Source organism: Kitasatospora sp. NPDC048662, assembly GCF_055587065.1.
Genome location: NZ_JBVJHA010000004.1, coordinates 127,557 through 154,235, shown reverse-complemented (window position 1 = coordinate 154,235; position 26,679 = coordinate 127,557). Strand labels below are relative to the sequence as shown.

The following is a 26,679-nucleotide window of genomic DNA, read 5'->3' as shown; positions in this document are numbered from 1 at the left end:
TGTTCCGGTTCACCGGCACCGCCCGGCCCGCCCCCGACCGGGGTCACCGGGCGGCTCGCCGCCGCGTCCCCGAGCGCCTGACCGGCCCAACCGTGTCCGTCCCACCACCGAAGGAGCGCACGTCCGTGGATCGTCATGCCGTCGGCGCACCCGCCGACCCACCCCACTCCCGACCGGTCCAGCGTCCCGAGCGGCCGCTCGACCTGCCCGGCGCACGGCCCTGCACCGGCCGCTGCGAACTGCGGCACACCACCGTCCGCCTGCCGCGCACCGGCGGCGACCCGCTCGCCGCCCTGCTGCTGGTGCTGCGCAAGTACACCGGCGCCGACCTGATCCCACTCGGCCGCCTGGACGCGGCCGGCCGGCCGCTGCCCGCCGTCGAGGCGAGCATCGACCCGGCCGCCACCCTCGCCGAGTTCACCGCCCGCGCCGCCGAGGCGCTGCGCACCGCCGACGGCGGCACCGGCCCGCAGAGCGTGCTGCTCGCCGACTCCCCGCAGGCGCTCGACGCGTACCTCGCGGCGGAGGGCGGCCGGGTGCCGTTCGACCTCGCCGTCTGCGCCGCCGAGGACGGCGCCGAGCTGCGGCTCGACGCCTGGGTGCACGCCGACGCCGTCGATCCGGCCCTCGCCGAGGCGCTGCCCCGGCACCTCGCCCTGGTGCTGGACGCCCTCGCCGACCGGCCGACCCGGCGGGTCGCCGACACCGGCATCATCAGCGCGCCCGAGCGCGACTTCGTGCTGCACGAGGTCAACGCCACCGCCGTGGACTACCCGCGCGACGCCTCGCTGCACGCGCTGTTCGCCGAGCAGGCCGCCGCCCATCCGACCCGCACCGCGCTGGTCGGCCCGGACGGCGAGACCCTCGACTACGCCGAACTCGACCGGCGCTCCGCCCGGTTGGCAGAGCGGCTGCGCGCCGCCGGGGTCGCCCCCGGCAGCCGGGTCGCGCTGCGCGCCGAGCGCACCACCGCGATGGTGGTCGCCACCCTGGCGGTGCTGCGGGCCGGCGCGGCCTACGTGCCGATCGACCCGGGCTACCCCGAGGATCGGGTCAGCTACACGGTGGCCGACAGCGGCGCGGTGCTGATGCTCACCGCCGACCCGGGCCGCCCGGCCCCGCTGCCGCTGCTGTCCTGGGACACCGCCGACGGCGACCCGACCGGTCCGGACAGCCCGGCGGCCGCCGCGGCGACCGCGTACGTGATGTACACCTCCGGCACCACCGGCCGGCCCAAGGGCGTGCCGATCAGCCACCGCAACGTGGTGCGCCTGGTGCGGGGCAGCAGCTTCGCCGAACTCGGCCCGGACACCCGGGTGCTGCAGACCGGTGCGCCGGTCTTCGACGCCGCCACGCTGGAGATCTGGGGACCGCTGCTGAACGGCGGCACCCTGCACCTGGTGGACGACGCCGTGATCCTGGACGCCCGGGCGCTCGGCCGGGCGGTGCGCGAGCGCGGCATCACCACCATGTGGCTGACCGCCGCCCTCTTCAACCAGCTGGTCGATCAGGACCCGGCCCTGCTCACCGGCCTGCGCGAACTGCTGGTCGGCGGCGACGCGCTGTCCGTCCCGCACATCGACAAGCTGCTCACCGCCTGCCCCGGCCTGAGGGTCACCAACGGCTACGGGCCGACCGAGAACACCACCTTCTCCACCACCCACCTGGTCACCCGCCCGCTCGGCGAGCGCATCCCGATCGGCCGGCCGATCGCCAACTCCACGGCGTACGTGGTCGATCCGGACGGCGCCCTGCAGGCCGTCGGCGTCCCCGGCGAGCTGCTGGTCGGCGGCGACGGCCTGACCGCGGGCTACCTCGGCCGGCCCGACCTGGACGAGCGTGCCTTCGTCCCCGACACCTTCGGCGGCAGTGGACGGCTGTACCGCACCGGCGACCGGGTGCGTCTGCTGCCCGACGGCGCGCTGGAGTTCCTCGGCCGGGTGGACCACCAGGTCAAGATCCGCGGCTTCCGCGTCGAACCCGCCGAGGTCGCCCAGCAGTTGATGCGGGAGCCCGGCGTGCGCGAGGCCGTGGTGGTGGCCCGGCAGTACCCGGAGACCGGCGAGAAGTACCTGTGCGGGTACGTCGCGGCCGACGCCGCCGTCGATCCGGCCGCGCTGCGCACCGCCCTGGCGGCCCGGCTGCCCGAGCACCTGGTGCCGGCCCGGATCGTCCGGCTGGACGCGCTGCCGCTCACCCGCAACGGCAAGGTCGACCGGGCGGCGCTGCCGCTGCCGGAGACCGCCGCGCCGGACCTCGCCGGGTACGCCGCCCCGCGCGACGATTTGGAGCGCTTCCTGTGCGAGCAGTGGCAGCAGGTGCTCGGCCGTGAACTCGTCGGCCTGGACGACGACTTCTTCGACCTCGGGGCGAGTTCGCTGACCGCCGCGATGCTGGCGGGGGCGATCCAGCGCGAGTACGCCGTCGACTTCTCGGGCGTGCTGATCCTCACCCACCCGACGGTGCGCGAGGTCGCCGAGCTGCTGCGCGCGGCGCTCGCCGAGGCCGACGGCGGCCCGCAGGAGCTGCCGACCGCGCCCGAGCTGCCCGACCACCCCGTCACCCCGCAGCAGAAGCGGCTCTACGTCGAACAGTTGAAGGACCCCTCGACCACCCAGTACCACGTCCCGCTGGTGATCGACCTGCCCGCCGGGCAGGTGGACGCCACGGCGCTGGAGGCGGCGCTGCGACAGCTGATCGCGCGTCACGAGGTGCTGCGCACCGCTTTCGTGCACGACGGCGAGGAGCCCCGCCAGCGGGTGCTGTCCGACGTGCCGTTCGCGCTGGAGCGCGGCGCGCGGACGGTGCGCGAGCTGCTGCGGCCCTTCGACCTGGCCGAACCGCCGCTGCTGCGCGCCGCGTTCTTCCGGCACGGCGAGCACGACCGGCTGCTGCTGGACATCCACCACATCGTGGCGGACGGCACCTCGGTGGCGGTGCTGCTGGCCGAACTGGCCGACCTGTACCGGGGCGTGCCGCTGCCGGAGCCCAAGCACCAGTACCGCGACTACGCGCACTGGTGGCGGCAGAGCGGCGAGGCGCTCGCCGAGCGCGAGCACCGGCCGTACTGGCTGGAGCTGTTCGCCGAGCCGCAGGACGCCGCCGACCTGCCGGTGGACCGGGCGCGGCCCGCCACCCGGGGGACGGCCGGCGACCGGATCGCCTTCGACCTCGGACCGCAGCGCACCGCCCGGATCCGGGAGTTGGCGGCCCGTCGGCGGGTGACCGTCTTCGGGTTCCTGGCCGCCGTGCACGCGCTGTTCCTGTCCGCGGTGACCGGCAGCCACGACGTCACGGCGGGCGTGCCCACCGTCGGCCGGACGGTGCCGGGCACCGAGCGGCTGCCCGGCATGTTCGCCGGCACGGTCTGCCTGCGCAGCCGCTTCGAGCCGGACACCCCGTTCGCCGAGCACCTGCGGGCGGTCGCCGACCAGGCGGTGCAGGCCTTCGCCCACCAGGACCAGCCGTTCGACACCCTGGTCGAACTGGTCGCCGGGGAGCGGGACTACAGCCGCAACCCGCTGTTCGACGCGATGCTCGCCTTCCAGGGCGGCGGGGTCGGGCCGGGCGAGTTCCTCGGCGCGCTGCCGAGGTTCGCCGACACCGACACCGACCACACCATGTTCGACCTGAACCTCCAGTTCCACGAGGCCGGCGAGTCCGTCGAGGCGGTGTGGGCGTACAGCACCGACCTGTTCGACCGGGCCACCGCCGAGGCCTTCGTCCGCCTCCTGCTCGACCTCGTCGACGGCGCGCTGGCCGACCCGCACGCGCCCGTCGGCCGGCTGATCCGCCCCGCGGCGCCCACCGTCGTCGTGTCAGCCCTCGCCTTCGAGTTCGACCTGTGAACCGCGCCCCGGGCGTCCCCGCTCCACACCCCAAGGAGAAGACCATGGCCCAGCACGAGACCTTCGGACAACGCAAGATCATCGCGGCGCAGCGCCCGCTGGCGACCGCCTACTGGAAGGGCCTGATCCGGCCCGGCCGGTACCGATCCGCCTTCCCCGCCGACCTGCACCACGGCATGCCCGAGGACGCGCCGCGGGTCACCGCCGACGTCCCGCTCGGCGAGGGTGCGACCGCCGTGCTCGACCGGCTGACCAAGGGCAGCCCGGACGCGCTGCACACCCTGCTGACCGCCGGCGTCGCCGCCCTGCTGCACCGCTACGGCGCCGGCGAGGAGCTGACGCTGGCCCAGCCGTACCCGGCGGCCGACTCCGAGCCGCTCGGCGACGCTCTGCCGCTGGACCTCGCGCTGGAGGCGGACACCGACCTGCGCACCGCGCTGGCCCGCACCCGGGAGGCCGTCCTCGGCGCCCTGGAGCACCGCGACTACCCGCTGGACGTGCTCGCCGTGGAGGCCGGGCTGACCGCCCCGGCCGGCGACAACCCGCTGTTCGACGTGGTGGTCCGGCTGGAGGGCCTGCACGCGGCGGCCCCGGCCGCCGGCGTCCGCTTCGACGTCCGCCGCGAGGCCGACGGCCTGCACCTGAGCGTGGACTGCGACGGCCGCCGCTACGAGGCCGGCACCGCGCGGCGGCTCGGCGCCCACCTGGCGCTGCTGCTGGAGCGCTGGGCGGACGCGCCCGGGACCGCGCTCGGCGACCTGTCGCTCTTCACCGAGCAGGACGCCGCCCGGCTCGCCGAGGCCAACGCCACCGAGGCGCCGTTCGAGGACGGCGTGCGGCTGCACGAGCTGTTCGAGCGTCAGGTCCGGGCCACCCCGGACGCGCCGGCCGTCGTGCTGGACGGCGAGAGCGTCAGCTACGCCGAGTTCAACGCCCGCGCCAACCGGCTGGCCCGCACCCTGGTCGAGCGGGGCGTCGGCGCGGACACCGTCGTCCCGGTGGTCGCCGAGCGCTCGGTGGAGATGCTCACCGCCGTGTACGCCGTGCTCAAGGCGGGCGGCGCCTACCTGCCGGTCGACCCGTCCTACCCGGCCGAGCGGGTCCACTACCTGCTGCAGGACAGCGGCGCCGGGCTCGCCCTCGCCCGCACCGCGCACCTGGGCCTGCTGCCCGACGGCGCCGCCGTCCTGGACCTCGACGACCCGGCCTCCTACGCGGACGCGGACAGCGACCTGGAGCGCCCCGGCACCGCCCGCGACCTCGCCTACGTGATCTACACCTCCGGCTCCACCGGCAACCCCAAGGGCGTCGCCGTCGAGCACCGCTCGGCCGTCAACCGGATCGGCTGGATGCAGCGCGCCTACCCGATCGCCCCCGGCGACGTGGTGCTGCAGAAGACCTCGATCTCCTTCGACGTCTCGGTGTGGGAACTGTTCTGGTGGGGCCGGCAGGGCGCCGCCGTCTGCCTGCTCGCCCCCGGCGGCGAGAAGGACCCGGAGACGATCATCCGCACCGTGGAGCGGCACCGGGTCAGCACCCTGCACTTCGTGCCGTCGATGCTCGCGGTCTTCCTCGACTACGCGCACGGCACCGGCGCGACCGGCGCCCTGACCACCCTGCGGCAGGTCTTCGCCAGCGGCGAGGCGCTCCCGCCGCACCTGGCCGCCCGGTTCGCCGAGGTGCTGCCCGGCAGCCGGCTGATCAACCTGTACGGGCCGACCGAGGCCACCGTCGACGTCACCCACCACGAGGTGCACGGCCGGCCCCACCGTGTCCCGATCGGCGCGCCGATCGACAACACCCGCCTGCACGTGGTCGACCACAAGCTGCGCCCGCAGCCGATCGGCCTGCCCGGTGAGCTGTGCATCGCCGGCGTCGGCCTGGCCCGGGGCTACCTGCACCGGCCGGAGCTGACGGCGGAGAAGTTCGTCGAGCGGCCCTTCGACGGCGAGGAGCGGGTCTACCGCACCGGCGACCTGGCCCGCTGGCTGCCCGACGGCACCATCGAGTACCTGGGCCGGATCGACAACCAGGTCAAGATCCGCGGCTTCCGGATCGAGCCCGGCGAGATCGAGGAGCAGCTGCGCCGCCACCCCGCCGTCACCGAGGCCGTGGTGGTCCCGCACCGGGGCGCGGACGGGCAGCTCCAGCTGCACGGCTACGCGGTCGCCCCGGCCGACGGCCCCGACGAGCGCGAGCTGAAGGAGCACCTGCGGGCCGCGCTGCCCGAACACCTCGTCCCCGCCCGGGTGGTGCGCCTGGACGCGCTGCCGGTCACCCCGAACGGCAAGCTCGACCGGCGTGCCCTGCCGCTGCCCACGGACGCCTTCACCGGGCCGGAGTACACCGCGCCGAGCGGCGCCACCGAGCAGCGGCTGGCCGAGATCTGGGGCGAGGTGCTGGGCCTGGAGCGGGTCGGCGTGCACGACTCCTTCTTCGCGCTCGGCGGCAACTCGATCCACTTCGTCAGCGTGCTGGCCCGCAGCCGCCGGCACGGTCTTGAGTTCACCTTCCAGGAGTTCTTCCAGCACCCGACCATCGCCGAGCTGGCCGCCCTGCTCGACGACGAGGGCACCGAACGCACCGGCGAGAGCCAGGAGTTCGCGCCCTTCTCGCTGATCTCCGAGGCCGACCGGGCGCTGCTGCCCGCCGACGCCCAGGACGCCTACCCGATGTCGATGCTGCAGGCCGGCCTGATCTTCCAGAGCGAGATCACCCGGGGCACCGCGCAGTACCACGACATCATCAGCTACCTGATCACCAGTCCGTTCGACGCCGAGCTGTTCACCGAGGCGGCGCGGATCCTGGTCGAGCAGGCGCCGATCCTGCGCACCACCTTCCACCTGGTCGGTTTCTCCGAGTCGCTGCAGATCGTCCGCTCCGAGGTGCCGCTGCCGCTGACCATCACCGACCTGCGCGGGCGCACCCCCGACGCGCAGCAGTTCTGGTTCGAGCAGTGGGTGAAGGAGGAGCGCGGCCGGCGCTTCCGCTGGGAGGAGCCGGGCCTGATCAGCCTGCACGTCCAGGTGCTGCGCGACGACCTGTACCGCTACAACATCAGCCTGCACAACTCGGCGCTGGACGGCTGGAGCATCAACCTCGTCCACACCCGGCTGTTCGACATCTACTACCGGCTGCGCGACGGCCGCCCGCTGCCCGAGGCGCCCGGCGACCACCTGCGCAACCACGTCGGCCTGGAGCTGCGCGCGCTGAACTCCCCGGCCGCACGGGAGTTCTGGGCGAACATGCTGGACGGCGCGCAGAGCACCGCGGTGCCGCGCCCGGCCGTGCCGGACAGCGAGGAGTTCGCGGTCGGCATCCGCCCGGTGCCGATCCCGGCCGAGCTGTCGGCCCGGATCGTCCGCCTCGCCGACCAGCTCGGCGTCCCGGTGAAGAACGTGCTGCTCGCCGCCCACCTGCGGGTGCTCGGCCTGCTGGCCGGCCGCACCGACGTGCTCACCGGCTACGAGCACAGCGGGCGACCGGAGCTGGAGGGCGCCGACCGCTCGATCGGCATGTTCCTCAACACCGTGCCGCTGCGGATCGAGCTGACCGGCGGCAGCTGGGCCGAGCTGATCCGCTCGGTCTACCGGGCCGAGACCGACCTGCTGCCGCACCGCCGCTACCCGATGGCGCGGATGAAGCAGGACGTCGGCGCCCACCAGCCGCTGTTCGAGACGGTCTTCAACTTCACCCACTTCTACCTGCTCAAGGAGCTGAAGAAGCTCCCCGAGTTCGCGCTGCTGGACGTGCAGGTGCAGGCGGAGACCGAGTTCGTGCTGCGGGCCGAGTTCTCCCGGCACTTCTTCGAGGACAACGTGCGGCTCAGCCTGCACCACCACGCCGACGTGCTGAACAGCGAGCAGATCGACCGGATGGGCGGCTACTACCTCACCGTCCTCGACCTGATGACCGCCGACCCCGACGGCCCGTCCGTCACCCCGGAGCTGGCCCTCGCCCCCGAGGACCGCGAACTCCTGCCCCCGGACGCGCAGTCCGAGGCCCCCGCGCCGGCGGCCAAGCCGACCGCCGGCGGCCCGACCGCCGTCCAGCGCCGGATCGCCGAGGCCTGGTCGCAGGTGCTGGGCGTGCCCGCCTCGCGGATCGGCGCCGGGGACGACTTCTTCGAGCTCGGCGGCAACTCGCTGGCCGCGCTGCGGGTCGGCATGATGCTCGACGGCACCGTCTCGCTGGTCGACGTGATGCGCTACCCGGTCCTCGGCGACCTGGCCGCCGCCGCCGAACGCTCCGCCGGGCGGAGCGAGGAGCAGCCCGGCCACCTGCAGCCGCTCACGGTGCCCGACGGCACCCCCGACGCGACGCTGGTGTGCTTCCCGTACGCGGCCGGCAACGCGGCCAACTTCGTCCCGCTGGCCCGCGAACTGGCCGCACTGGACGACCGGATCGCGGTGTACGCCGTCGAGCTGCCCGGCCACGACCTGCACCGCACCGAAGAGCCGTGCCTGGACGCCGCCGCCACCGGCCGCCTGGTCGCCGAGGAGATCACCCGGCGCATCGAGGGCCCGGTGCTGCTGTGGGGCCACTGCGGCGGCGCCGCGGTCGCCGTGGAGACCGCCCGGGAGCTGGAGCGCCGCGAGGCGGACCTGCGCCACCTGGTCATCGGCGCCAAGCTGCTCAACCCCGTCGAGGACATCCACGAGGCGATCGGCATCCTGCACGGCATGTCCGACCAGGACATCGTCGACTGGCTGATCGAACGCACCGGCTACAGCATCGACGACGGCCTGGCCATGGAGCGCGCCCGCACCATCGCCACGCTGTTCCGGCACGACGTGGAGTCCAGCCACCGCTACCTGCTCGCGGTGCGCGAGCAGGCCGGCACCCCGCTGCGGGCGCCGCTGACCTTCGTGGTCGCCCAGGACGACCAGACCACCGTCGAGTACCCGCAGTACCACCAGGACTGGAAGCTCGTCGCCCCCGACCTGCGGCTGTGCGAACTCGACTCCGGCGGCCACTACTTCATCCGCACCAGGGCCGCCGACGCGGCCCGGATCGTCCGCGAGGCCTGGCAGCAGGCCGCTCCCGCCAGCTGATCACCCCTCGTCCCGGGCCGGTGCGGCACCCCGCCGCACCGGCCCCGGCCGACCGCACCGCCCGACCCCTTTGAGATGAGAGATCCCCGATGAAGTCCTATCTGTCCGTCCTGCGCCTGCGGGACTACCGACTCCTGTGGTCGGCCTCCGTGCTCAACCTGCTCGGCGACGGCGCCACCTGGACGGCACTGTCCTGGCTGGCCATCTCCAAGGCCGGCGCGGGCGCGCTCGGCGTGCTCGCCATCTGCTACACCATGCCGGTCATCGTCGGCGGCGCCTTCGTCGGCCCGCTGCTCGACCGCTTCTCCCGCAAGGCCGTGCTGATCGGCGACTCGGTCCTGCGCGGCATCGTCGTGGCCGGGGTCCCGCTGATCGCCCTGTTCGGCGACGTGCCGCTGTGGCAGCTGTACGCGGTGGCGGGCACCTACGGCCTGCTGAAGATCGTGCCGCTCGGCGCGGTGCCCACCATCGTGCCCGAGCTGGTCCCCAAGGAGCAGCTGCAGCCCGCCGCGGCGCTGGAGACCATCGCGTACGGCGCGGCCGGCTTCGCCGGTCCGGCGCTCGGCGGTGTGCTCATCCCGGTGATCGGCGGCGAGGCGGTGCTCGCCCTGGACGCCGTCAGCTACCTGCTCTTCGCGCTGGCCATCTGGGCGATCCGCGCCCCGCTCAAGCGGCCCGAGCCCGCCGCCCCGGCCACCCCGGCCACGGCCGGGGGGAAGAAGAAGAGCTCCGGCAACTGGGGTTGGGGCCCGGTGTTCGCGCTGCTCAAGCAGGACAAGGTGCTGCTGAGCATCACCGTCGGCTTCGCCCTGTTCAACTGCGCGATGGGCATGCTGCGCGTCACCAACCCGTGGCTCGCCCACAACGCGCTGCCCGGCGGCGCCGAGACCCTCGGCCTGCTGCTCGCCGCCGCCAACGGCGCCGGCCTGATCGGCTCGCTGATCGCCGGTGCGCTCAAGCCGTCCGACAAGCAGATGGGCCGGATCGGCCTGCTGCAGATCTTCGCCGGCGCCTCGCTCGGCCTGCTGCTCGTCCTCAACCTGCCGGTGGTGCTGATCGGCCTGGTCCTGTCCGACCTGCTCTCCGCGCCGATGACGGTCTCCTCGCAGGTGGTCCGCATGGTCCGCATCCCGGCCGAGGTCCGCGGCCGCACGATGACCTTCATGCGCACCCTGATGAACAGCACCAGCCCGGCCGGTGCCGCGCTCGCCGCCGCCCTGTTGGCGAGCAACATCTACCGCCCGACCGTGGTGATCATGACCCTGGTCGCCGCCGTCCCCGGTGTGTTCATGTGGCTGGCCTACCGGAAGACCTCCTTCTCCGAGGAACTGGGCCTGAACAAGCCCACCGAGCCCGCCGACGCCTCCCCCGAGCCCGGCTCCGAGCCGACCGCCGCGGCCCCCGCCCCGGCCCGCTGAGAGGACACCGCCCATGCCCAAACTGCTGCTGGTCGGGGTCGGTGAACTCGGCCTGCCCTACCTGATCGCCGCCAAGCGGCTGCAGGCCTCCGTCGGCCTGGTGGAGACACCGAGCCGGGCGGCCCTGCTGCGCGACCTGGTGGACGAGGTCTTCCCGGTCGCCGGGACGGCCGAGGAACAGTGGTCCGAGGCCGCCCTCGGCGCCGCCGCCCGCTGGTCCCCGGACGGGGTGCTGGCGCTCGGCGAGCCGCAGGTGCTGGCCGCGGCGCTCACCGCCGAGCGCCACGGCCTGCCCGGGCCGTCGCTGGGTGCCGCGGTGGTCTCCCGCAACAAGGCGCTCCAGCGGGCGGTCTTCGCGGCGGCCGGGCTCCCACAGCCCGCCTTCACCGTCACCGAACGGCTCGGCGCCGCGGCCGACTGGGCCGCCGAACGGCTGCCCGTCGTCGCCAAACCGCTGTCCTCGTCCGGCAGTTCCGGCGTCGAGCTGGTCCCGGACGGCGCCGCCTGGGCGGACGCGGTGGGCCGTCGCGACGGCGAGGGCCGGCTGCTGGTCGAATCCGCCGTCACCGGACCCGAGTTCAGCTGGGAGGGCCTGGTCCGGGACGGGCGGGTGCTGCTCGGCAACGTCACCGAGAAGGAGACCGGCCCCGCGCCGTACTTCGTCGAGGTGGCGCACCGGGTCGGCACCGCCGCCCCCGCCGCCGTGACGGCCGGTCAGCACCTCGGCCGTCAGGTCGTCGAGGCGCTCGGCATGCGTACCGGCATCGTCCATCTCGAGTTCCGGCTGACCGCCGACGGCCCCGCCATCATCGAGGTCGCCGTCCGCACCCCCGGCGACTCGATCATGGACGCCGTCGGCCTGGTGCACGGCCTCGACCTGTACGAGGCCGTGGTCCGGCTCGCCCTCGGCCTGCCCACCCCGGCGGTCGAACGTGCCCGCCAACTGCGGTGCAGCGCCAGCCTGTTCCCCACCGCCGAGCCCGGCCGGGTGGTCGCCGTCCACGGCACCGCCGACCTTCGCGGCCGCCCCGGCGTGGCCCGCGTCCACGTGGGCGTCCGGCCCGGCGACGCGGTCGGGCCGGTCCGCTGCTCGGCCGACCGCCCCGCCGCCGTCCTCGTCGAGGCCGCCGACCCCGAATCCCTGGAGAAGGCCGTCGCCGACGTCCGCGCCACCCTCCTCATCGAAACGGAGCCCATCCTCTGACACCCCGCCGGCGGGGCCGGCCCCGAACACCGGCCCCGCCGCCTCCTCCCCCCTTGCTCCCCTCGTGGCACGCGGGCGGTCCGTCACTCGCTAGAGTCACCCCGTGACTACTCAAGGACGCCTCGCCCTGATGCTGATCGACCTTCAAACCCGAATCGTGGACCAGGAGTTCAAGCCGCGCAGCGGCCGGGAGGTGGTGGCGGCCGCGCTCACCCTCGCCGACGCCTACCGCACCGCCGGCGCCCCCGTCGTCGTGGTCCAGGTCCACCGCCCCGGCGTCCCCGAGCAGCCCCCGGGCAGCGAACTGGTCGACGACGTCCTGGCCGAGGGCGACCTGCTGTTCACCAAGCGAGCCATCGGCGCCTTCCACAGCGGCGAACTCGACACCCAACTGCGCGAGCGCGGCATCGACACCCTTGTCCTCGCCGGCCTGGTCACCAACCTCGGCGTCGAATCCACCGCCCGCGCCGCCGTCGACCACGGCTACAAGCTCCACTTCGTCGAGGACGCGATGGCCGCCCTCACCGCCGAGGAACACGAGCACGCCTTCCGCCACACCTTCCCCCGCTTCGGCACCATCACCACCGCCACCGAAGCCGCCACCCTCCCCCGCTCCTCCTGAGCTCCGCCCGCCAGGAAGGCGCGGCTGATTCCACCGGGTCGTCCGGGCAGCCGTTGCCCAGACCCGGAGCGGTGCCCACGTCGCCGACACGTGGGCACCGCTCCACCCCGCGCACGTCAGAGCCGGCCTCTCACCCGCCGGCCCCGACCGAGGTGCGGTCGGTGGCACCGGACGGCAGAAGACCGCAAGGAATTGGCCCGGGCGCGATAATCCCTCCTTCTTCTCCGTCGAATGACCGGCACCATTCGACAAATCGGCCGGGACAGCCCGGGTGATGCCGGACCTCCCGCCGTCGCCGGAGTGACGCCACGCCCCGCCGGCCGCGCAGCCACCCGCATGCCGCACCACGCGAAACCGCCGCCCCGACTGCGGCATCAAAAAGCAGAACCCCCACGTCAGCACGGGCTTCGAAGGCTCGACCGCGAGCCGCGCAGACCCCGCACGCGTCTGCCGCACACTGGGCCACCCGGGCGGTGTCGGCGGGATCCCGGCGAATTCTCCGCATTTCACGGCCGTCAACGGGTCGATACTGCACCAGCACCCGAGACACCTCTCACCGTCGGAGAACAATGCCCTCCCCCGCTGTCGCCCTGATTTTCGGAACCCGGCCGGAAATCGTCAAACTCGCCGGCGTCGCCCGCCTTCTCGGAACCCGGGCCAGGCTCGTGTGGACCGGCCAGCACTGGGACGCCAAGCTCACCACCTGCTTCTTCGACCAGTACGGCCTGCCCCGCCCGGACCACGTCCTCGACGGCATCGGAGGAGAGGCCCGCGGCCGGCAGATCGGCCGCATGGTCGCCGCCCTCAGCGACCACTTCACCAGGCAGCCCCCGGCCGCCGCCGTCGTGCAGGGCGACACCAACACCGCCGCCGCCGGAGCACTGGCCGCACACTGCGCGGGCATCCCCGTCGTCCACGTCGAAGCGGGCCTGCGTTCCTTCGACAACGCCATGCCCGAGGAGGCGAACAGGCGCCTGATCGCCCCGCTCGCCGACCTGCACTGCGCCCCGACTCCGACGGCGGCCGCCCACCTGCTGCGCGAAGGCGTCGAAGCCGGGCGGGTCCTGATCACCGGCAACACCGTCGTCGAGGCGACGCTCGAATCCCTGCCCGGCAAGGCCGAGGCCGACCGGCTCCTGACCCGGCACGGGCTGACCGAAGGCGGCTACGTACTCGCCACCGTCCACCGTCCGGAGAACACCGACGACCGCGCCCGCCTGGCCCGGCTCCTCGACCAGCTCGCCGGCGTCGGCCTGCCCGTGCTGCTGCCCCTGCACCCGCGCACCCGGGCCGCCGTCGACCGGTTCGGCCTCCACCGCTCGATCGCCCGGCTCCGGCAGACCGACCCGCTCGACCACGCCGCCTTCCTCGGCCTGGCGCGCCACTGCCGTCTGCTCGTCTCCGACTCCGGCGGTGTGCAGGAGGAGTGCACCGTCCTCAAGCGCCCGCTCGTCGTCGTACGCAACTCCACCGAACGCCCCGAAGCCGTCCGGGCCGGCTTCGCCCGCCTGGCCCGGCCGGGCCAGCAACTCGCCCTCGCACTGCGCGAGATGCTCGCCGACACCACCGCCACCGAGCGCCTCGCCCGGACCCCCTCCCCGTACGGCGACGGCAGCGCCGGCACGGCCATCGTCGCCGCCCTCCGCGAGCGCTACCTCGGCCCCGAACCGACGGCCGCCACGCCGCTGCCCTCGCCCGGCCACCTGCACCCGGCGCCTGCCGCCACCGCCCTGGCCTGAGCGACGGAGTCTGATCGCGGCACGCGGCCTTCGCTCAGCTCTCCCGCGCCAGCGGTTCGTCCGCGCCGCGCCCAGCCGGAACGGTGACGACGGGGCAGAGCGCTCGACGGATCAGGCCGTGCGGGACGGAGCCGAGCCGCAGTCCGGTGATTCCGCCGTACCCGTGCCGTCCGACCACGACGGCCAGCGCGTGGGCGGACACCCGGACGAGTTCGTCGACGGGCTGGCCGCCGATGATCTCGTGGGTGAGGTCGAGGTCGGGTTCCTCGGCGGCGCAGCCCGCGGTGGCCTCGAACAGGCGCCGCCGGATCTCCGGCTCGCTCTCCAGCCGCTCGAACGGCCGCACGGGTGTCCGCCGGACCCGGACGGCGCGCAGGGCCGCTCCCCGGCGGGCGGCCAGGTCGGCGGCGAAACGCACGGCGGCCTCGCAGTACGGGGAGCCGTCCACGCCGACGACGACGTGGGGCGGGCGGAGGGTGGTGTGCTCGGGTTCCCGTACCACGGCGACCGGGCAGTGCGCCTGGGCACTGACCGGAACGGCCACGGAGTAGCGGCTCAGCTTCTCCTCCAGCAAACCCAGGCGACGCGAGCCGAGCACCACGAGCGCGGCCCGCGCGGACTCGGCGCACAGCAGCGGGGCCGGACTCCCCTCGCGCAGGACGGACTGCACCAGGAGCCCGGGGTGGCGTTCCAGCGCGATGCCCTCGGCCTTCTCCAACGCGAGGGATCCGGCCTCCCGCAGCGACTGGAGGTAGCTGCGGCCGTCGCCGTGCAGGTCCCGGGGTTCGTCGGGGACGGCCTGCACCAGGCGGAGCGGGATCCCGCGCCGCTCGGCCTCGGCGGCGGCCCAGCCGACCACCATGGGGCTGACCTGCCGGGCATCGACGCCCAGCACGATCGGGCGGGGTTCGGTGGGCGACGTCATGACTCCTCCACCGTCACGCCGGCCGTTGTCCGGTGACGGCCGGATCGACTTCCACGCTAGGCGCGCCCGGTGGAGCGGGCGAGGGCCGACCGGCCCCGGCCGGGTGGGGCGGTCGCGCCGCCGGCCGGCCGCGTCGCAAAAGCGCACCGTTCCGGGTTCCTGCCGCCGTGCCGGGGGCCCGCTGCCGACGGCGCACAGACCTCGTGGTGGGCCCACCGGGCGGCAGCCGTGCCGCCCCGGCGGGCGGCGGGCAGAATCGGAGGGGGATCGAATCCGACGTCTCCGGGAGCCGACATGAACGGGACCCAGCCCGGCGCGGCCGGACAGCGGGTGACGGTCTTCCTGCTCGACGACCACGAGGTGGTGCGGCGCGGCGTGAAGGACCTGCTGGAGGCCGAGCCCGGTATCGAGGTGGTCGGCGAGGCGGACAGCTGCGCCCGGGCCCTGGCGCGGATCCCGGCGCTCCGCCCCACGGTGGCGCTGCTGGACGTGCGGCTGCCGGACGGTGACGGCGTGACGGTCTGCCGGGAGCTGCGGGACCGACTGCCGGAGCTGGCCTGCCTGATGCTGACCTCCTTCGATGACGACGACGCCCTGCTGGACGCGATCATGGCGGGTGCCGCAGGGTACGTGCTGAAGCAGGTCAAGGGCGCGGACCTGGTGAGCGCGGTGCGCACCGTGGCCTCGGGCCAGTCGATGCTCGACCCGGCCACCACGCGCAAGCTGATGGAGCGCCTGCGCCACCACGACGAGAGCGGCGCCGAAGCGGCCCTCGCCCGGCTCACTCCTCGGGAGCGGGAGATCCTGGCGCTGATCGGCCGGGGTGAGACCAACCGCGAGATCGGGCACGACCTGTACCTCTCCGAGAAGACCGTGAAGAACCACATCTCCCGGCTGCTGGCCAAGCTGGGCGTGGAGCGGCGGCTGCAGGCCGCCATGCTGGCCGCGCACGCCGAGGAGGGACAGCGGACCGCGCGTCCGCGCTGAACCCGGTCGGCCGGCCGGTTGGGGCCGGTCGGCCCAAGCAGCGGCGGCCCGCCCGGGCGCACCGTGGACGGTGAAGGGCACCGGCCCGGTGCCCATCGGCCCGGGGAGGCCGCGATGATGTACTGGAACGACGATGGGATGAACGGCTGGGGCGTCGGCCTGATGATGCTGTCGATGCTGGTGTTCCTGGGCCTGCTGATCGCCGCGGCGGTCGTCCTCTTCCGCCACCTGGGCCCGATCGAACAGCACGCCGCGCAGCAGCACCCCTCCCAGCAGCACCCCGCACAGCGGCACCCCGAAGCCGAACAGGTGCTCGCCGAACGCCTCGCCCGCGGCGAGATCGACCCCGAGGAGTACCGCCGCCGTCTGGAGGTGCTGCGCGACAGCACGGGACCGGGCACGGGCTGAGTGGAGGTGGGCACCATGACCGTCCCGGCCCTGGACGCCCTCGCGCTGGAGACCCTGGTCTCCGCCGCGGTCGCGGCGCCGTCCATCCACAACACCCAGCCGTGGCGCTTCCGGCTGGTGCCCGAGACCTCCGTGCTGGAGGTCAGGGCCGCCACCGAGCAGTCGCTGCCGGCCGCCGATCCGGAGGGCCGGGCGCTGCACATCTCGGTGGGCGCCGCCGTGCTCAACCTGCGCACCGCGGCCCGCCATCTCGGGTGGGCGCCCGAGGTGCGGCTGCTGCCCGACCCGGCCGAGCCGGAGTTGCTGGCGGGGGTGCGCCTCGACGCGTCCGAGGTCTGCCACCTGCCGGCCGTCGAGGCGCTGTACGACGCGATCTGGCGGCGGCACTCGATCCGCTCGCCGTTCACCGGGCCGCCCGTCCCGGCCGAGGTGCTGGCCGAACTCGCCGACGCCGCCCGCGCGGAGGACGCCGAGCTGCTGCTTCCCGACGACACGGAGACCGAGCGGCTGCTGCGGCTGACCGCCGAGGCCGAGCGCCGCAACACCACCGACGCCGGCCAGCGGGCCGAGAGCCGCAGCTGGATCCAGGCGCCCGGTGCGCCACCGTACGGCATCCCCGTCTCCGCCCTGGGGCCGCAGGACGCGGGCGGGCACCTGCCGATGCGGGACTTCGGCGCGCTCGCGCCCGCGCGTCACCTCGCCCCGGTGCGGTTCGAGGCGCGGCCGCGGATCGCGGTCCTGCTGACCCATGGCGACCGCCCGGTGGACTGGCTGCGCGCGGGCCTGGCCCTGGAGCACGTGCTGCTCGCCGCCACCGTCCACCGGGTGCGGGCCTCGCTGCTGCACCAGGCGATGGAGTGGCGGTTCCTGCGCTGGGAGGCCCGGGAAGCGCGGCACGGGCCGGCGTTCGCGCAGATGCTGGTCCGGCTCGGCTACGGCCCGGAGGGCGCGCCGACCCCGCGACGGCCGGCCACCGACGTGATCGACGGCTGAGGTCAGTCGTCCGGCAGCGGTACCCGCCAGACCAGTTCGGTGCCACCGGAGGGGCGGGCCCGGGCGTGGAACTCGCCGCCCAGCGCGGCGGCCCGCTCGGCCAGGTTGGCCAGCCCGCTGCGCCGGCCGCCCTCGGGCAGGCCCACGCCGTCGTCGGACACGGTGACCGTGAGGTGCCCCCCGCCGACCTCGACCACCACCTCGACGGCGCTCGCCTTGGCGTGCTTGGCGGTGTTGGACAGGGCCTCCTGGAGGACGGTGGCGGCCTCGTCGGCGACCTCCCCGGGCACGCCGACGTCGAGCAGTCCGGTCATCCGCACCGCCGGGGCGAAGCCCAGCAGGCCGGTGGCCCGTTCGGCGGCCGACACCACGGCGGCGCGCAGGCCGTGGGCGGCCGGTCCGGCGTCGCGCACCCGCAGGCCGAAGATGGTGGCGCGGATGGTCCTGGAGGTCTCGTCGAGCTCGTCGATGGCCCGCAGCACGCGTTCCTCGGCCTCGGGGTGCTCGATGAAGCGGGTGGCGCCCTGCAAGGTCATGCCGACCGCGAACAGCCGCTGGATCGCCAGGTCGTGCAGGTCGCGGGCGATCCGGTCGCGTTCCTGGAGCAGCGCGACCTGCTCGGAGTCGCGGCGCCGCTCGGCCAGCTCCATCGCGACGGCGGCCTGCCCGGCGAAGCCCATCAGGGGTGTCGACTCGTCCGACTCGAACAGCGCCGACCCGGTCGTCCTGGCCAGCATGAGGACGCCGCGCACGCCCAGCTCGGCGGTGCCGATCGGGACGGCGACGGCCGGGCCCAGGCCCGCCCAGCGGGGCGGTCCGACGGTGATCCGCGGATCGTTGCGGACGTCACTGCTGGTCACCAGGGCGCCGGAACGGGCGGCCACCCCCATGAACGTGCCGTCCAGCGGGAGCATCAGCCCGCGGTGTTCGCGGGCCCCCCGGCCGACGGCGATCCGTACCTCCAGCTCCTCGCTGCCGGGCAGCAGCAGGGCGACCGCCGCGAGGTCGGCGCGGGCGATCTCGCCGGCCCGGGTCACCAGCAGGTCGAGCACCTCCTGCTCGGCGCTGCCCGACAGCAGGCTGCTGGTGACGGCGGCACCTGCGGCCAGCCACTGCTCGCGCAGCCGGGCCCGGGCGTACAGCCGGGCGTTCTCGATGGCCACGCCCGCCGCGACGGCGAGGGTCTCCAGCACCGCCTCGTCCTCGGCGTCGAACTCGTCCGCGCCGCGCTTCTCGGTCAGGTAGAGGTTGCCGAACACCTTGCCGCGGATGCGGATCGGCACGCCCAGGAAGCTGTTCATCGGCGGATGGTTCGGCGGGAAGCCGTAGGAGGCGGGGTGGTCGGCGATCCGGGCGAGCCGTAGCGGTTCGGGGTGGCGGATGAGTTCGCCGAGGATGCCGTGGCCGGAGGGCAGCGGGCCGATCCGCCGGACCTGCTCCTCGGTGACGCCGACCGGGACGAACTGCGACAGCCGCTGGTCCTCGCCGATCACGCCGAGCGCCCCGTACGCGGCGTCGACCAGGTTCACCGCGGCCTCGACGATGTGGCGCAGCACCTGGGCCAGGTCGAGGTCGCGTCCGACGGCGAGCACGGCCTCCAGCAGGCTGTGCACCCGGTCGCGGGTCGCCCGCGCCGCGTCCAGCCGGCTCTGCAGCTCGTCCAACAGGTCGTCGAGCCTGAGCTGCGGCACCGGGTTCGGGCCTTCTTCTGCGCTGCCCACCGTGATCCTCCGGACTGGGTGACGGCGTCTTCCAGGGTAGGCGCGGGGCCCGGACGGCGCGTGGCGCGGCCCCGGACCCGGCAGGCCCTGGCCGGGGCGGTTCGGGGACCGGGGCCGGAACTTGGCGGCGGACGCGAATCGCGGCGGGCGTGCGAGCAATCCGGGCCGGGGTGGGCCGGGCGGCCCCGGTTGAACAGGGTCCGCTGCGCCCCGGAAGGTCCCCGCGAGCCCTGGCCGGTGCTGCCGCACCGTCGCACGGTGGATCGGAGGGGTCCTTGTCCCGGACCCACCGGCCGAAGGAGCGCCGCCATGACCGAGCAGCCCGCGAGGACCACCCCTTCCCCGGCACCGCGTGGACGAGCGGGCCGGACGCCCGGCGAGGAGGCGCTGCTCGCCGACGGCAGCACCGTGTCGATCCGGCCCCTCGTCCCGGCCGACCGCCCGCAGGTGCTCGCGCTGCACACGGAGCGGATGTCGGAGGCGAGCCGGCGGCTGCGCTTCCTCGGCACCAGCCGCCGCGCCCCGGAGCTGACGGCCGACCGGCTGTGCGGGCCGCCCCGTCCCGAGCTGTACGCGCTCGGCGTGTGGGCGGGCGGCGTGCTCGTCGGGGAGGCCGACGTCGAGACCGCTGCCGAGCAGCCCGGCACCGCGGAGCTCGCCCTCGCGGTGGCCGACGCCTGGCAGCACCGGGGCGTCGGCAGCCTGCTGCTGGAGCACCTGGTGCACGCCGCCCGGGAGCGCGGCGTCACCGTCTTCGAGGCGGACGCCCTGGCGGGCAACAGCGCCGTGCACCGCCTGTTCTCCGACCTCGGGCTGCCGGTGCACCGCCGCTACCGGGAGGGCGAGGTCCGGATCCTGGTGCCGCTGGCCGGCGCGAAAACGGACGAGCACTACCTGCGGGCGGTGGAGGAACGCGGCCGCACCGCCGACCTCGCCAGCCTCACCGCCCTGCTGCGGCCGCGCTCGGTCGCCGTCCTGGGGGCCTCCCGGCGGTCCGGGTCGGTCGGGCAGAGCGTGCTGCGCAAGATCCACGACGGCGGTTTCCGCGGCGAGGTGTGGGCGGTCAACCCGCACGCCGAGCAGGTCGCCGATCTGCCCTCCTACTCTTCGCTCGCGGCGCTGCCCCGGGCACCGGAGCTGGCGGTGCTCGCCGTTCCCGCCGACGCGGTCCCCGCCGCGGCCGAGGAGTGCGGCCGGGCCGGCGTCCGCGCCCTGGTGGTGCTGACCTCCGGCCTGGACGCCGACCAGGCCCGGCAGCTGCTGCACAGCTGCCGGGCGCACTCGATGCGGCTGGTCGGCCCGAACAGCCTGGGCCTGGCGCAGACCGATCCGGCGGTACGGCTGGACGCCGAGTTCGGCGGGGCGTTCCCGCAGCCCGGCACGGCCGGGGTCGCCGCGCAGTCCGGCGGCGTCGGCATCGCGCTGCTGGAGCGGCTGGCCTGGCTGGGCATCGGCGTGTCGACGTTCGTCTCGCTCGGCGACAAGTACGACGTCAGCGCCAACGACCTGCTGCAGTGGTGGGAGAGCGACGGCCGCACCGACCTGGCCCTGCTGCACCTCGAATCCTTCGGCAACCCACGGGCGTTCGCCCGCACCGCCCGCCGGGTCACCCGCCGCTTCCCGGTCCTGACCGTCGATGCCGGACGTTCCTCGGCCGGCCGTCGCGGGGCCGCCGCGCACACTGCCGCCGCCGCCGTCCCGGCCGTCACCCGGGCCGCGCTGTTCGACCAGGCCGGCATCACCGCCACCCGCTCCGTCGCCGAGCTGGTGGAGACCGCGGCGCTCCTGCACACCCAGCCGCTGCCCGCCGAGCGCGGCACGGTCGCCGTGGTCTCCAACGCCGCCGGGATCGGCATCCTCACCGCCGACGCCTGCGCCGAGGCCGGCCTGGACCTGCCCGGTCTGCCGGACGGCCTCGCCGCCCGGCTGCGCCGCGCGCTGCCCGACGGCGCGGGCACCGGCAACCCGGTCGACATCACTCCCGCCGCCGGGCCGGACCAGCTGCTCCACTGCCTCGACCTGCTGGAACACAGCGACGCCGTGGACGCCCTGGTGGTGTGCCTGGTGCCCACCGCGCTGACCGAGGGCCCGGAGCGTGATCCGCTGCGCGCCCTCCTGGACGGCCCGGGCCGACGCCGTCTTCCGCTCGCCGCCGTACGGATCGACCAGCAGGCGCCGGTCAGTTGCCTGACCGCCCGGGACGGCGCGCTGATCCCGGCCTACGCCGACTCCCGTTCGGCTGCGTCCGCCCTGGCCGCCGCCCGCGCGCGGGCCCGGATGCTGGCCCGTCCGGCGGCCGCCGAGGCCGAGCTGCCGGGCTGCGACCCCGAGGCCGCGCAGCGGCTGGTGGACGGCTTCCTCGCCGAACGGCCGGACGGCGGCCTGCTCGACCCGGCGCGCACCGCCGACCTGCTGGAGTGCTACCGCCTGCCGCTGACCACGACGGTGTGGGCGCCCGACGAGCACACCGCCGTCCTCGCCGCCCGCTCGCTGCGCCTGCTCGGCCACGGCGGCCGGGCCGTGCTGAGCGCCCACCGAACCGGGCACCCGGCCGGGGACGCGCCGAGGACGGTCCGCACCGACCGCGAGACGCGCGACGCCTTCCGGGAGGCGACCGCTTCGGCGGGCGGACGGACGTCCGGCGGGCGAACGGCCGGCGTGGTGGTGCGCCCGGCGGCCGCGCCCGGTGCCGACCTGCGCGTCGATGTCCGCCAGGACGAGGTGTTCGGCCCGCTGGTGCTGCTCGGCCTCGGCGGCCCGACCGGCGAGGTGCTGCACGACCGGTCCGCCCGTCTCGCGCCGCTGACCGATGCCGACCCGGCCGCGATGGTCGCCGAACTGCACGCCGACCCGCTGCTGCCGGGCCACCGCCCGGCCGACCTGGCCGACCTGCACCGGGTGCTGGTCGGGGTGTCCCGGATGGCCACCGACCTGCCGCAGCTCACCGAGGCCCGGCTCGGCCCCGTCCTCGTCCGGTCCGACGGCGTGCTCTGCACCGACGCCCTGATCCGCGTCGAACCGCGGCTCCCGTTCGACCCGTACCTGCGCCGGCTGCTCCGTCGGCCGCTGCCCGCGCAGGACGGATGAATCGCCGGCCGGCGGGCACGGACCGACCGCCGGCCCGGCGACCGGGGCGGTGTCAGCCCGAGGCGGGGTGCGGCCGCTGCTGCGATTCGGGCCCGGGGTAGTGGTGGATCCGGGCGTCGGGGCCGGGGAAGTACTCCGACACCCGTCCGGTGTCGGACCAGCGCACGTCGTACGGCGGGCTGCCGTCGGTGTGGTGCAGGGCGACGACTTCGCCGTCGCGGCGGGCGGCGCCGGGGCGGGTGCCCTCGACGATGATGCGGTCTCCGATCGCGGCTCTCATTCCGCGTTCTCCTCTCCTGAGGGCACACCGCCGAACCGGCCCGGGCACGGTGGCGGGCCGGTCGATCCCTGACGGCCTCCCGGGGTCCCTTTCCAGGATCCGCCGGTCCGCCGGGCGTCCGCGTGGGCCGCCGGGGCCGGACGCGGGGCCGGTCGGCCCTGTCCCGGTACCGGCGGTCGGGCCGATGGTGGAGGTAGCGGAACCGAGCGGCGGAGGAGTGAGGACCATGCAGCACCGCAGTGTCGCCGAACTGATGACCCGTGAGGTGGTGACGGCCCGGCCGGACACCCCGTTCAAGGAGGTCGCCGCGCTGTTCCACCGCAACGACATCACCGCCGTGCCGGTGGTCGACGACCAGGACCGGCCGGTCGGCATGGTCTCCGAGGCGGACCTGCTCCGCAAGGAGGCCGTCCTGCCGGACCCGGAGGACCGCCATCCGGGCCGCTGGCTGCGGCCGCCCGACCAGGCCCGGGCGGAGGCGGAGACCGCCGGGGGGCTGATGACCAGCCCCGTGGTGACCGCGCGCGCCTCATGGAACGTCGGCGAGGCCGCCCGCCAGATGGACCGCCACCGGGTCAAGCGCCTGCCGGTGGTGGACGAGGCGGGCCGCCTGATCGGCATCGTCAGCCGGGCCGACCTGCTCCAGGTGTTCCTGCGGCACGACGGCGCGATCCGCGAGGAGATCGTCCACGACGTCCTCGGCCACACCCTGTGGCTGGCCCCGGACGCCGTCGCCGTCGCCGTGCAGGACGGCGTGGTCACCCTCACCGGCCGACTGCCCCGCCGCAGTCTGATCCCCCTCGCCGAACGCCTGTGCCGCGCGGTCGACGGCGTGGTGGCCGTCCACCAGACCCTCGACTGGACCGAGGACGACACCAGCCCCGACTTCGAGCACCCCCACGCCTACCGGACGCCCGACCGCTGAGCGTCCAACTCAGGCAGATCCAGGCCGGGTCGGGAAGAATCCGTGTCGGCCGTTTCCGGTCCTGCGGAACATCACCACATGGGCATGTTCAACGACGTCGAGGGGAGGCGGTGTGTTCTCCACGATGATCGTCTGTCCTGGCGAGCGGAGGAAGTGCCGGTAGAAGCTGTTGTTGACCTCCGGGGCCAGATGATCCTCATCCTCGTCACGGAGTTGCCCGTAGGTCACCAGCGGCGAGTCCAGCACGAGGAAGCCCAGGTGTGGGAGCCTGCGTTCGATGCAGTACTCGGCCAGCGCGGCGGAGAAGGCGGAGCGCAGCAATGCCTGCATGCCCCTGCCGTGGTCGGCTCGGGCCTGGCCGCCCGCACGGACGTCTCCGCCGTAGGGGTCGTAGCCCGCATGCGAGGTACCCGGTACGTGCCAGCGTTCGAGAATCCGCTGGAGCACGGAGTCGAACGCTCGCACGGCCCGTCCGGGGATGGACGACTCCACGCGTTTGGACGGCACTGCTCCGGCCGCAACCAGTTCCGCACGGTGCTCGTCGAGTTCTCCAATGCGTGCCAGCACTTCGAGGTTGCGCTCGATCTCCGAGCGCTCCGCCAGGAGCCGGTCGAGCTCACCCTTCGCTGGGAGAAGCTGCTCCTCGAGCATCCGGATCCTGCGGTCGAGTTCGGCGCCCCGGGCGCGCATCCGCTCCTGCTGTCGGAGGAGGTCGTCCTCCTGTTCCTCCAGATCGGCGATGGTAAGCCGGAGGTCGGCCAGCAGGGCCTGGGTCTTGGCGGTCTCCGCGCTGACCGCCTCGTACAGGTGGGTGGTCTCATGGTTGTCGTGCGCAGGTTCCTGGTACTCGGGTTCTGCTCCGCAGAACACACAGCGGCCGGTCCGGAAGTAACCGAGCAGGTTGCCGGCCTCGCCGACCATCTCCAGCCGAGCGAGGTCCGACTCGTACTGCCGTCGGAGGATGTCGAAACGCCCCAGCAGGTCGCGCACTTCGCCGAGGCGCACCGCCAACCCTTCCTCGGCTTCGGTGTGCTTCGTCCGCTCGGCCGCGGCTTGGCCCTGGTGGTCCGTCACCTCACGCAGCGAGGCTGTCACCGCGTCGAGCGTGGCCGCCAACCGGGCTTGGCGTGCCCGCAGTTGGCCTTCATTCTCCTCGGTGGTCTGCTTCGCGGACAGGTCGATCACCAATTCGTCGAGCAGGGCGATCTTGCTCCTCTGGATGCGGCGTTGGGCAGCGTTTGGCACCTTGCTCACCGGCGGTTCGTCCTCACCCGTGAGGACGAGTTTCATCACGGACCTGGCGGCAGTCTTCGCGGCGTTGCCCCGAACCCGCTGCGAGGGCGGTGTCTGGTCGACCATCCGCTCGTCGGTGACGACTGCCAGGTGGGTGAGGTCTGCGAGTCTGAGGTGCTCGGTGCTTCCCGCCTCATTGGTGCGGATGTAGACATCAGCCAGCCCGAGCCGGTCGAGCAGATAGTGCGAGACGTCGCGCCGGTTCTTCGTCCGCCGGGCGAACAGCACCGCGTCCGGGGCGGCGTGGACGAGTCCCCGCAGGTCGGCGACGTGCACGTGCACCTTGTTGTTTCCCGGTGCCCGGACGAGGGTGAGCGGCGTGCCGTTCGGCAGGAGCAGGCCGAGCAGGATCTGGCTGTAGCCCTCCGAGTGCGGGATCGCCGGGGCGATGTGCCCGCCGAGCATGTAGTCGATGGAGTCGACGATGAAGGACTTGCCCGTGTTGGAGTCCCCACAGATCAAGGTGAACGTCGGGGAGAACACGACCTGCGCGTCAGGGAGGCCGGAGCCCGCATAGGTGAGGTGCGTCAGTTTGAGGTCATTCATGTCCGCCCCCCGGATGGTGCGCGCCGGCGGCGAACCGCTCGCGCCAGATCTGTGTGATGGCCCGCGTGGACGCCAGCGCGTCTGTGTGCGGGGCGAGTCGCTCCACTGCCCAGGACGCCCGCTCGCACAGTCGGCCGACATAGGGAGCTTCGAAGATTCCCAGGAAACTGGAGCCGCGGGCGGTCGCCCGGTAGACCAACCCTTCGGCCGTGGCATCGATCGACGCCAGACCCGCTCGTATGAGGACGGACAGGCCCTCATGGAGGAGTTCGCGCTTGCGGCCGAGTTCGCCCGGCTGGGCGGGCAGTTCGGGCAGCAGGCTGGGCGGCCCGCCGAACTCCTCGCTGTGCAGGACCGCATGGTCGAGCACGACCAGTGCGGCGAGATCCAGCGACTCCGGGTGGGCCTCGGCAAGCAGGGCCAGCGCCCGCACGCCCACCTCCACCGGGCCGTTGAGGACATTCACCGCTCGCCTCCGTCGCACCACGTCAACTTGTCGTCGTTCGCAAACTGGTGACACATGCCCTTGCGCTGGACCTGCTGAAAGTACGACGCGATGACCGAGCCCGACACCTGCAGGTTCCCGGCCTGGGTGACGACTGCCCGCAGCCGGTGCCAGCCCGATTCGTGGTCGTCGTCCGCCACTTCCACCAGGTTGGCGAGCACGTCGTCCTGCAGTTCCGTGTAGGCGTCGCCGGGCACGCTGTCCCGCGCGTACATGCGCAATGCCTCCGCTGCATAGAACGCCTCGCGCTGGCGCCGCAGGTGCCCGCCCGACCGGGCATGGGTGAAGGCATCATCCACCGACACGATCTGCTCCCCGAACCGCTCCCGGTACACGTCGACCAACTGCTCCAAGAACCGGGCCTCGTCATCGGCGGGCCGATCCGGAATGGGGAGCTTCGCGGGCTCGCCGGAGGGCGGATAGTTGAACCGGGCGGCAAACAGCGGGGACTTGCTGTAGACCTCCAGCATTTCGTCCAGGTTGACAGTCCAGAACATCGAAAAGTCGGTGGCCTCGGCGCGCTTCACGACCTCACGGAGAACCTGCACGGACAGCTTCGCCACTGCCTGCGAGCGCCCGTGAAGGTGCTCCAGGAATCGGGACTTGAGCTCATCGGGCGTCAGGACCAGGTCCTTGAGTCGGGGGTGGATCCTGGGGGCGACGAAGGTATAGCGGGTCGGCAGCGTCCTGGTCGTCTCCACTGCCGCGACGAATGGCTTGATCATCTCGGGCAACGCATCCGCGAGCACCAGTTCGTCGTGGTAGAGCTTGCACTGAAAGCAGTGCCACTCTCCGTTGAGTCGCCGCTCGGTGGAGAACGCCACGACGTCGGCACCCCGGTCGTTGCTGCCGCCGATGATCTCAACGCCCAGGTAGCCCTCCTGCGGTGCCCGCATACGCACCCACTCGCAGGTGAATCGCTCCCACTCGACGGGCTCCCAGAACCAGACCTGTTGCAGGGGCGTGCGCCGGTCGAACCGGTTGAGCGGCACGAGGGCGGCCGGAACGGTGTACTGCGACACAGACACCGCGTTCGCCGCACCAGCAGGCCCGAGCGACAGGTCTTCCATCCCCACCTCCAACGCGCGACCGCGATCAAGCGCACTGGGTGTCCATACCACCAC

The 26,679-nt window shown here is 73.9% G+C and carries 17 protein-coding genes; 11 read left to right on the top strand and 6 right to left on the bottom strand.

Translation table 11 applies throughout. The features are described from left to right. The first annotated feature begins 125 nt into the window (after nt 1-125). The 6 genes from ACZ6R9_RS14090 to wecB all read left to right on the top strand — a co-directional run bounded on the left by ACZ6R9_RS14090 (nt 126) and on the right by wecB (nt 13,885). Nucleotides 126-3,848 carry an amino acid adenylation domain-containing protein gene (locus tag ACZ6R9_RS14090; protein WP_465538353.1) on the top strand — a complete coding sequence of 1,241 codons (3,723 nt, stop codon included), beginning with the start codon at nt 126-128 and terminating at the stop codon, nt 3,846-3,848. A gap of 44 nt (nt 3,849-3,892) precedes the next feature. Next, nucleotides 3,893-8,902: an amino acid adenylation domain-containing protein gene (locus ACZ6R9_RS14085; protein ID WP_465538352.1), complete on the top strand. Its 5,010-nt coding sequence runs from the start codon at nt 3,893-3,895 to the stop codon at nt 8,900-8,902. Between the two features lie 89 nt (nt 8,903-8,991). Further along, nucleotides 8,992-10,320 carry an MFS transporter gene (locus tag ACZ6R9_RS14080; RefSeq protein ID WP_465538351.1) on the top strand — a complete coding sequence of 443 codons (1,329 nt, stop codon included), beginning with the start codon at nt 8,992-8,994 and terminating at the stop codon, nt 10,318-10,320. 13 nt (nt 10,321-10,333) lie between these two features. Then, nucleotides 10,334-11,524, top strand: a complete 1,191-nt coding sequence (locus tag ACZ6R9_RS14075; protein WP_465538350.1) for an ATP-grasp domain-containing protein — start codon at nt 10,334-10,336, stop codon at nt 11,522-11,524. Between the two features lie 103 nt (nt 11,525-11,627). Next, the gene (locus ACZ6R9_RS14070; protein ID WP_465538349.1) at nt 11,628-12,146 is read left to right on the top strand and encodes an isochorismatase family protein; all 519 of its coding nucleotides are present in this window, start codon (nt 11,628-11,630) and stop codon (nt 12,144-12,146) included. A gap of 569 nt (nt 12,147-12,715) precedes the next feature. Continuing rightward, nucleotides 12,716-13,885, top strand: coding sequence for a non-hydrolyzing UDP-N-acetylglucosamine 2-epimerase (gene wecB, locus ACZ6R9_RS14065; RefSeq protein ID WP_465538348.1), 1,170 nt, complete (start codon nt 12,716-12,718; stop codon nt 13,883-13,885). Nucleotides 13,886-13,919: 34 nt separating this feature from the next. On the opposite strand, the gene ACZ6R9_RS14060 is transcribed toward wecB, so the two are convergent. Next, on the bottom strand, nt 13,920-14,810 hold the full coding sequence (locus ACZ6R9_RS14060; protein ID WP_465538347.1) for a universal stress protein: 891 nt from the start codon (nt 14,808-14,810) through the stop codon (nt 13,920-13,922). A 294-nt stretch (nt 14,811-15,104) separates the two neighbouring features. On the opposite strand from ACZ6R9_RS14060, the gene ACZ6R9_RS14055 reads away from it, so the two are divergent. The 3 genes from ACZ6R9_RS14055 to ACZ6R9_RS14045 all read left to right on the top strand — a co-directional run bounded on the left by ACZ6R9_RS14055 (nt 15,105) and on the right by ACZ6R9_RS14045 (nt 17,198). Further along, the gene (locus tag ACZ6R9_RS14055; RefSeq protein WP_465538346.1) at nt 15,105-15,797 is read left to right on the top strand and encodes a response regulator; all 693 of its coding nucleotides are present in this window, start codon (nt 15,105-15,107) and stop codon (nt 15,795-15,797) included. A gap of 114 nt (nt 15,798-15,911) precedes the next feature. Beyond that, complete coding sequence (locus tag ACZ6R9_RS14050) at nt 15,912-16,205, top strand: SHOCT domain-containing protein (RefSeq protein WP_380478189.1); 294 nt, start codon at nt 15,912-15,914, stop codon at nt 16,203-16,205. 15 nt (nt 16,206-16,220) lie between these two features. Then, nucleotides 16,221-17,198, top strand: coding sequence for an Acg family FMN-binding oxidoreductase (locus tag ACZ6R9_RS14045; RefSeq protein WP_465538345.1), 978 nt, complete (start codon nt 16,221-16,223; stop codon nt 17,196-17,198). Nucleotides 17,199-17,200: 2 nt separating this feature from the next. On the opposite strand, the gene ACZ6R9_RS14040 is transcribed toward ACZ6R9_RS14045, so the two are convergent. Then, nucleotides 17,201-18,919 carry a sensor histidine kinase gene (locus tag ACZ6R9_RS14040; RefSeq protein ID WP_465538344.1) on the bottom strand — a complete coding sequence of 573 codons (1,719 nt, stop codon included), beginning with the start codon at nt 18,917-18,919 and terminating at the stop codon, nt 17,201-17,203. A 309-nt stretch (nt 18,920-19,228) separates the two neighbouring features. Between ACZ6R9_RS14040 and ACZ6R9_RS14035 the strand changes: the two genes are divergently transcribed. After that, nucleotides 19,229-22,006, top strand: a complete 2,778-nt coding sequence (locus tag ACZ6R9_RS14035) for a bifunctional acetate--CoA ligase family protein/GNAT family N-acetyltransferase (RefSeq protein ID WP_465538343.1) — start codon at nt 19,229-19,231, stop codon at nt 22,004-22,006. A gap of 52 nt (nt 22,007-22,058) precedes the next feature. Here ACZ6R9_RS14035 and ACZ6R9_RS14030 read toward each other — a convergent pair whose 3' ends face one another. After that, nucleotides 22,059-22,286 carry a DUF1918 domain-containing protein gene (locus tag ACZ6R9_RS14030; RefSeq protein WP_380478193.1) on the bottom strand — a complete coding sequence of 76 codons (228 nt, stop codon included), beginning with the start codon at nt 22,284-22,286 and terminating at the stop codon, nt 22,059-22,061. Nucleotides 22,287-22,512: 226 nt separating this feature from the next. On the opposite strand from ACZ6R9_RS14030, the gene ACZ6R9_RS14025 reads away from it, so the two are divergent. Beyond that, nucleotides 22,513-23,211: a CBS domain-containing protein gene (locus tag ACZ6R9_RS14025; RefSeq protein WP_465538342.1), complete on the top strand. Its 699-nt coding sequence runs from the start codon at nt 22,513-22,515 to the stop codon at nt 23,209-23,211. Nucleotides 23,212-23,220: 9 nt separating this feature from the next. Here ACZ6R9_RS14025 and ACZ6R9_RS14020 read toward each other — a convergent pair whose 3' ends face one another. The 3 genes from ACZ6R9_RS14020 to ACZ6R9_RS14010 are packed head-to-tail and all read right to left on the bottom strand — an operon-like array spanning nt 23,221 to nt 26,625. Then, entirely contained in the window at nt 23,221-25,050 is a 1,830-nt protein-coding gene (locus tag ACZ6R9_RS14020) for a hypothetical protein (RefSeq protein ID WP_465538341.1), read from the bottom strand. After that, on the bottom strand, nt 25,043-25,516 hold the full coding sequence (locus tag ACZ6R9_RS14015; protein ID WP_465538340.1) for an ABC-three component system middle component 2: 474 nt from the start codon (nt 25,514-25,516) through the stop codon (nt 25,043-25,045). The genes ACZ6R9_RS14020 and ACZ6R9_RS14015 overlap by 8 nt, the downstream gene beginning before the upstream one ends. After that, entirely contained in the window at nt 25,513-26,625 is a 1,113-nt protein-coding gene (locus ACZ6R9_RS14010) for an ABC-three component system protein (RefSeq protein WP_465538339.1), read from the bottom strand. Before ACZ6R9_RS14010 ends, ACZ6R9_RS14015 begins: the two co-directional genes overlap by 4 nt. Nucleotides 26,626-26,679 lie beyond the last annotated feature (54 nt).

Excerpts from the sequence above, each read along its gene's own strand:
- ACZ6R9_RS14075 (WP_465538350.1), top strand. The coding sequence starts at position 10,334 with ATGCCCAAACTGCTGCTGGTCGGGGTCGGTGAACTCGGCCTGCCCTAC.
- ACZ6R9_RS14020 (WP_465538341.1), bottom strand. The coding sequence starts at position 25,050 with ATGAATGACCTCAAACTGACGCACCTCACCTATGCGGGCTCCGGCCTC.
- ACZ6R9_RS14050 (WP_380478189.1), top strand. The coding sequence starts at position 15,912 with ATGATGTACTGGAACGACGATGGGATGAACGGCTGGGGCGTCGGCCTG.
- ACZ6R9_RS14060 (WP_465538347.1), bottom strand. The coding sequence starts at position 14,810 with ATGACGTCGCCCACCGAACCCCGCCCGATCGTGCTGGGCGTCGATGCC.
- ACZ6R9_RS14045 (WP_465538345.1), top strand. The coding sequence starts at position 16,221 with ATGACCGTCCCGGCCCTGGACGCCCTCGCGCTGGAGACCCTGGTCTCC.
- ACZ6R9_RS14030 (WP_380478193.1), bottom strand. The coding sequence starts at position 22,286 with ATGAGAGCCGCGATCGGAGACCGCATCATCGTCGAGGGCACCCGCCCC.
- ACZ6R9_RS14035 (WP_465538343.1), top strand. The coding sequence starts at position 19,229 with ATGACCGAGCAGCCCGCGAGGACCACCCCTTCCCCGGCACCGCGTGGA.
- ACZ6R9_RS14080 (WP_465538351.1), top strand. The coding sequence starts at position 8,992 with ATGAAGTCCTATCTGTCCGTCCTGCGCCTGCGGGACTACCGACTCCTG.
- ACZ6R9_RS14025 (WP_465538342.1), top strand. The coding sequence starts at position 22,513 with ATGCAGCACCGCAGTGTCGCCGAACTGATGACCCGTGAGGTGGTGACG.
- ACZ6R9_RS14055 (WP_465538346.1), top strand. The coding sequence starts at position 15,105 with ATGAACGGGACCCAGCCCGGCGCGGCCGGACAGCGGGTGACGGTCTTC.
- ACZ6R9_RS14085 (WP_465538352.1), top strand. The coding sequence starts at position 3,893 with ATGGCCCAGCACGAGACCTTCGGACAACGCAAGATCATCGCGGCGCAG.
- ACZ6R9_RS14010 (WP_465538339.1), bottom strand. The coding sequence starts at position 26,625 with ATGGAAGACCTGTCGCTCGGGCCTGCTGGTGCGGCGAACGCGGTGTCT.
- wecB (WP_465538348.1), top strand. The coding sequence starts at position 12,716 with ATGCCCTCCCCCGCTGTCGCCCTGATTTTCGGAACCCGGCCGGAAATC.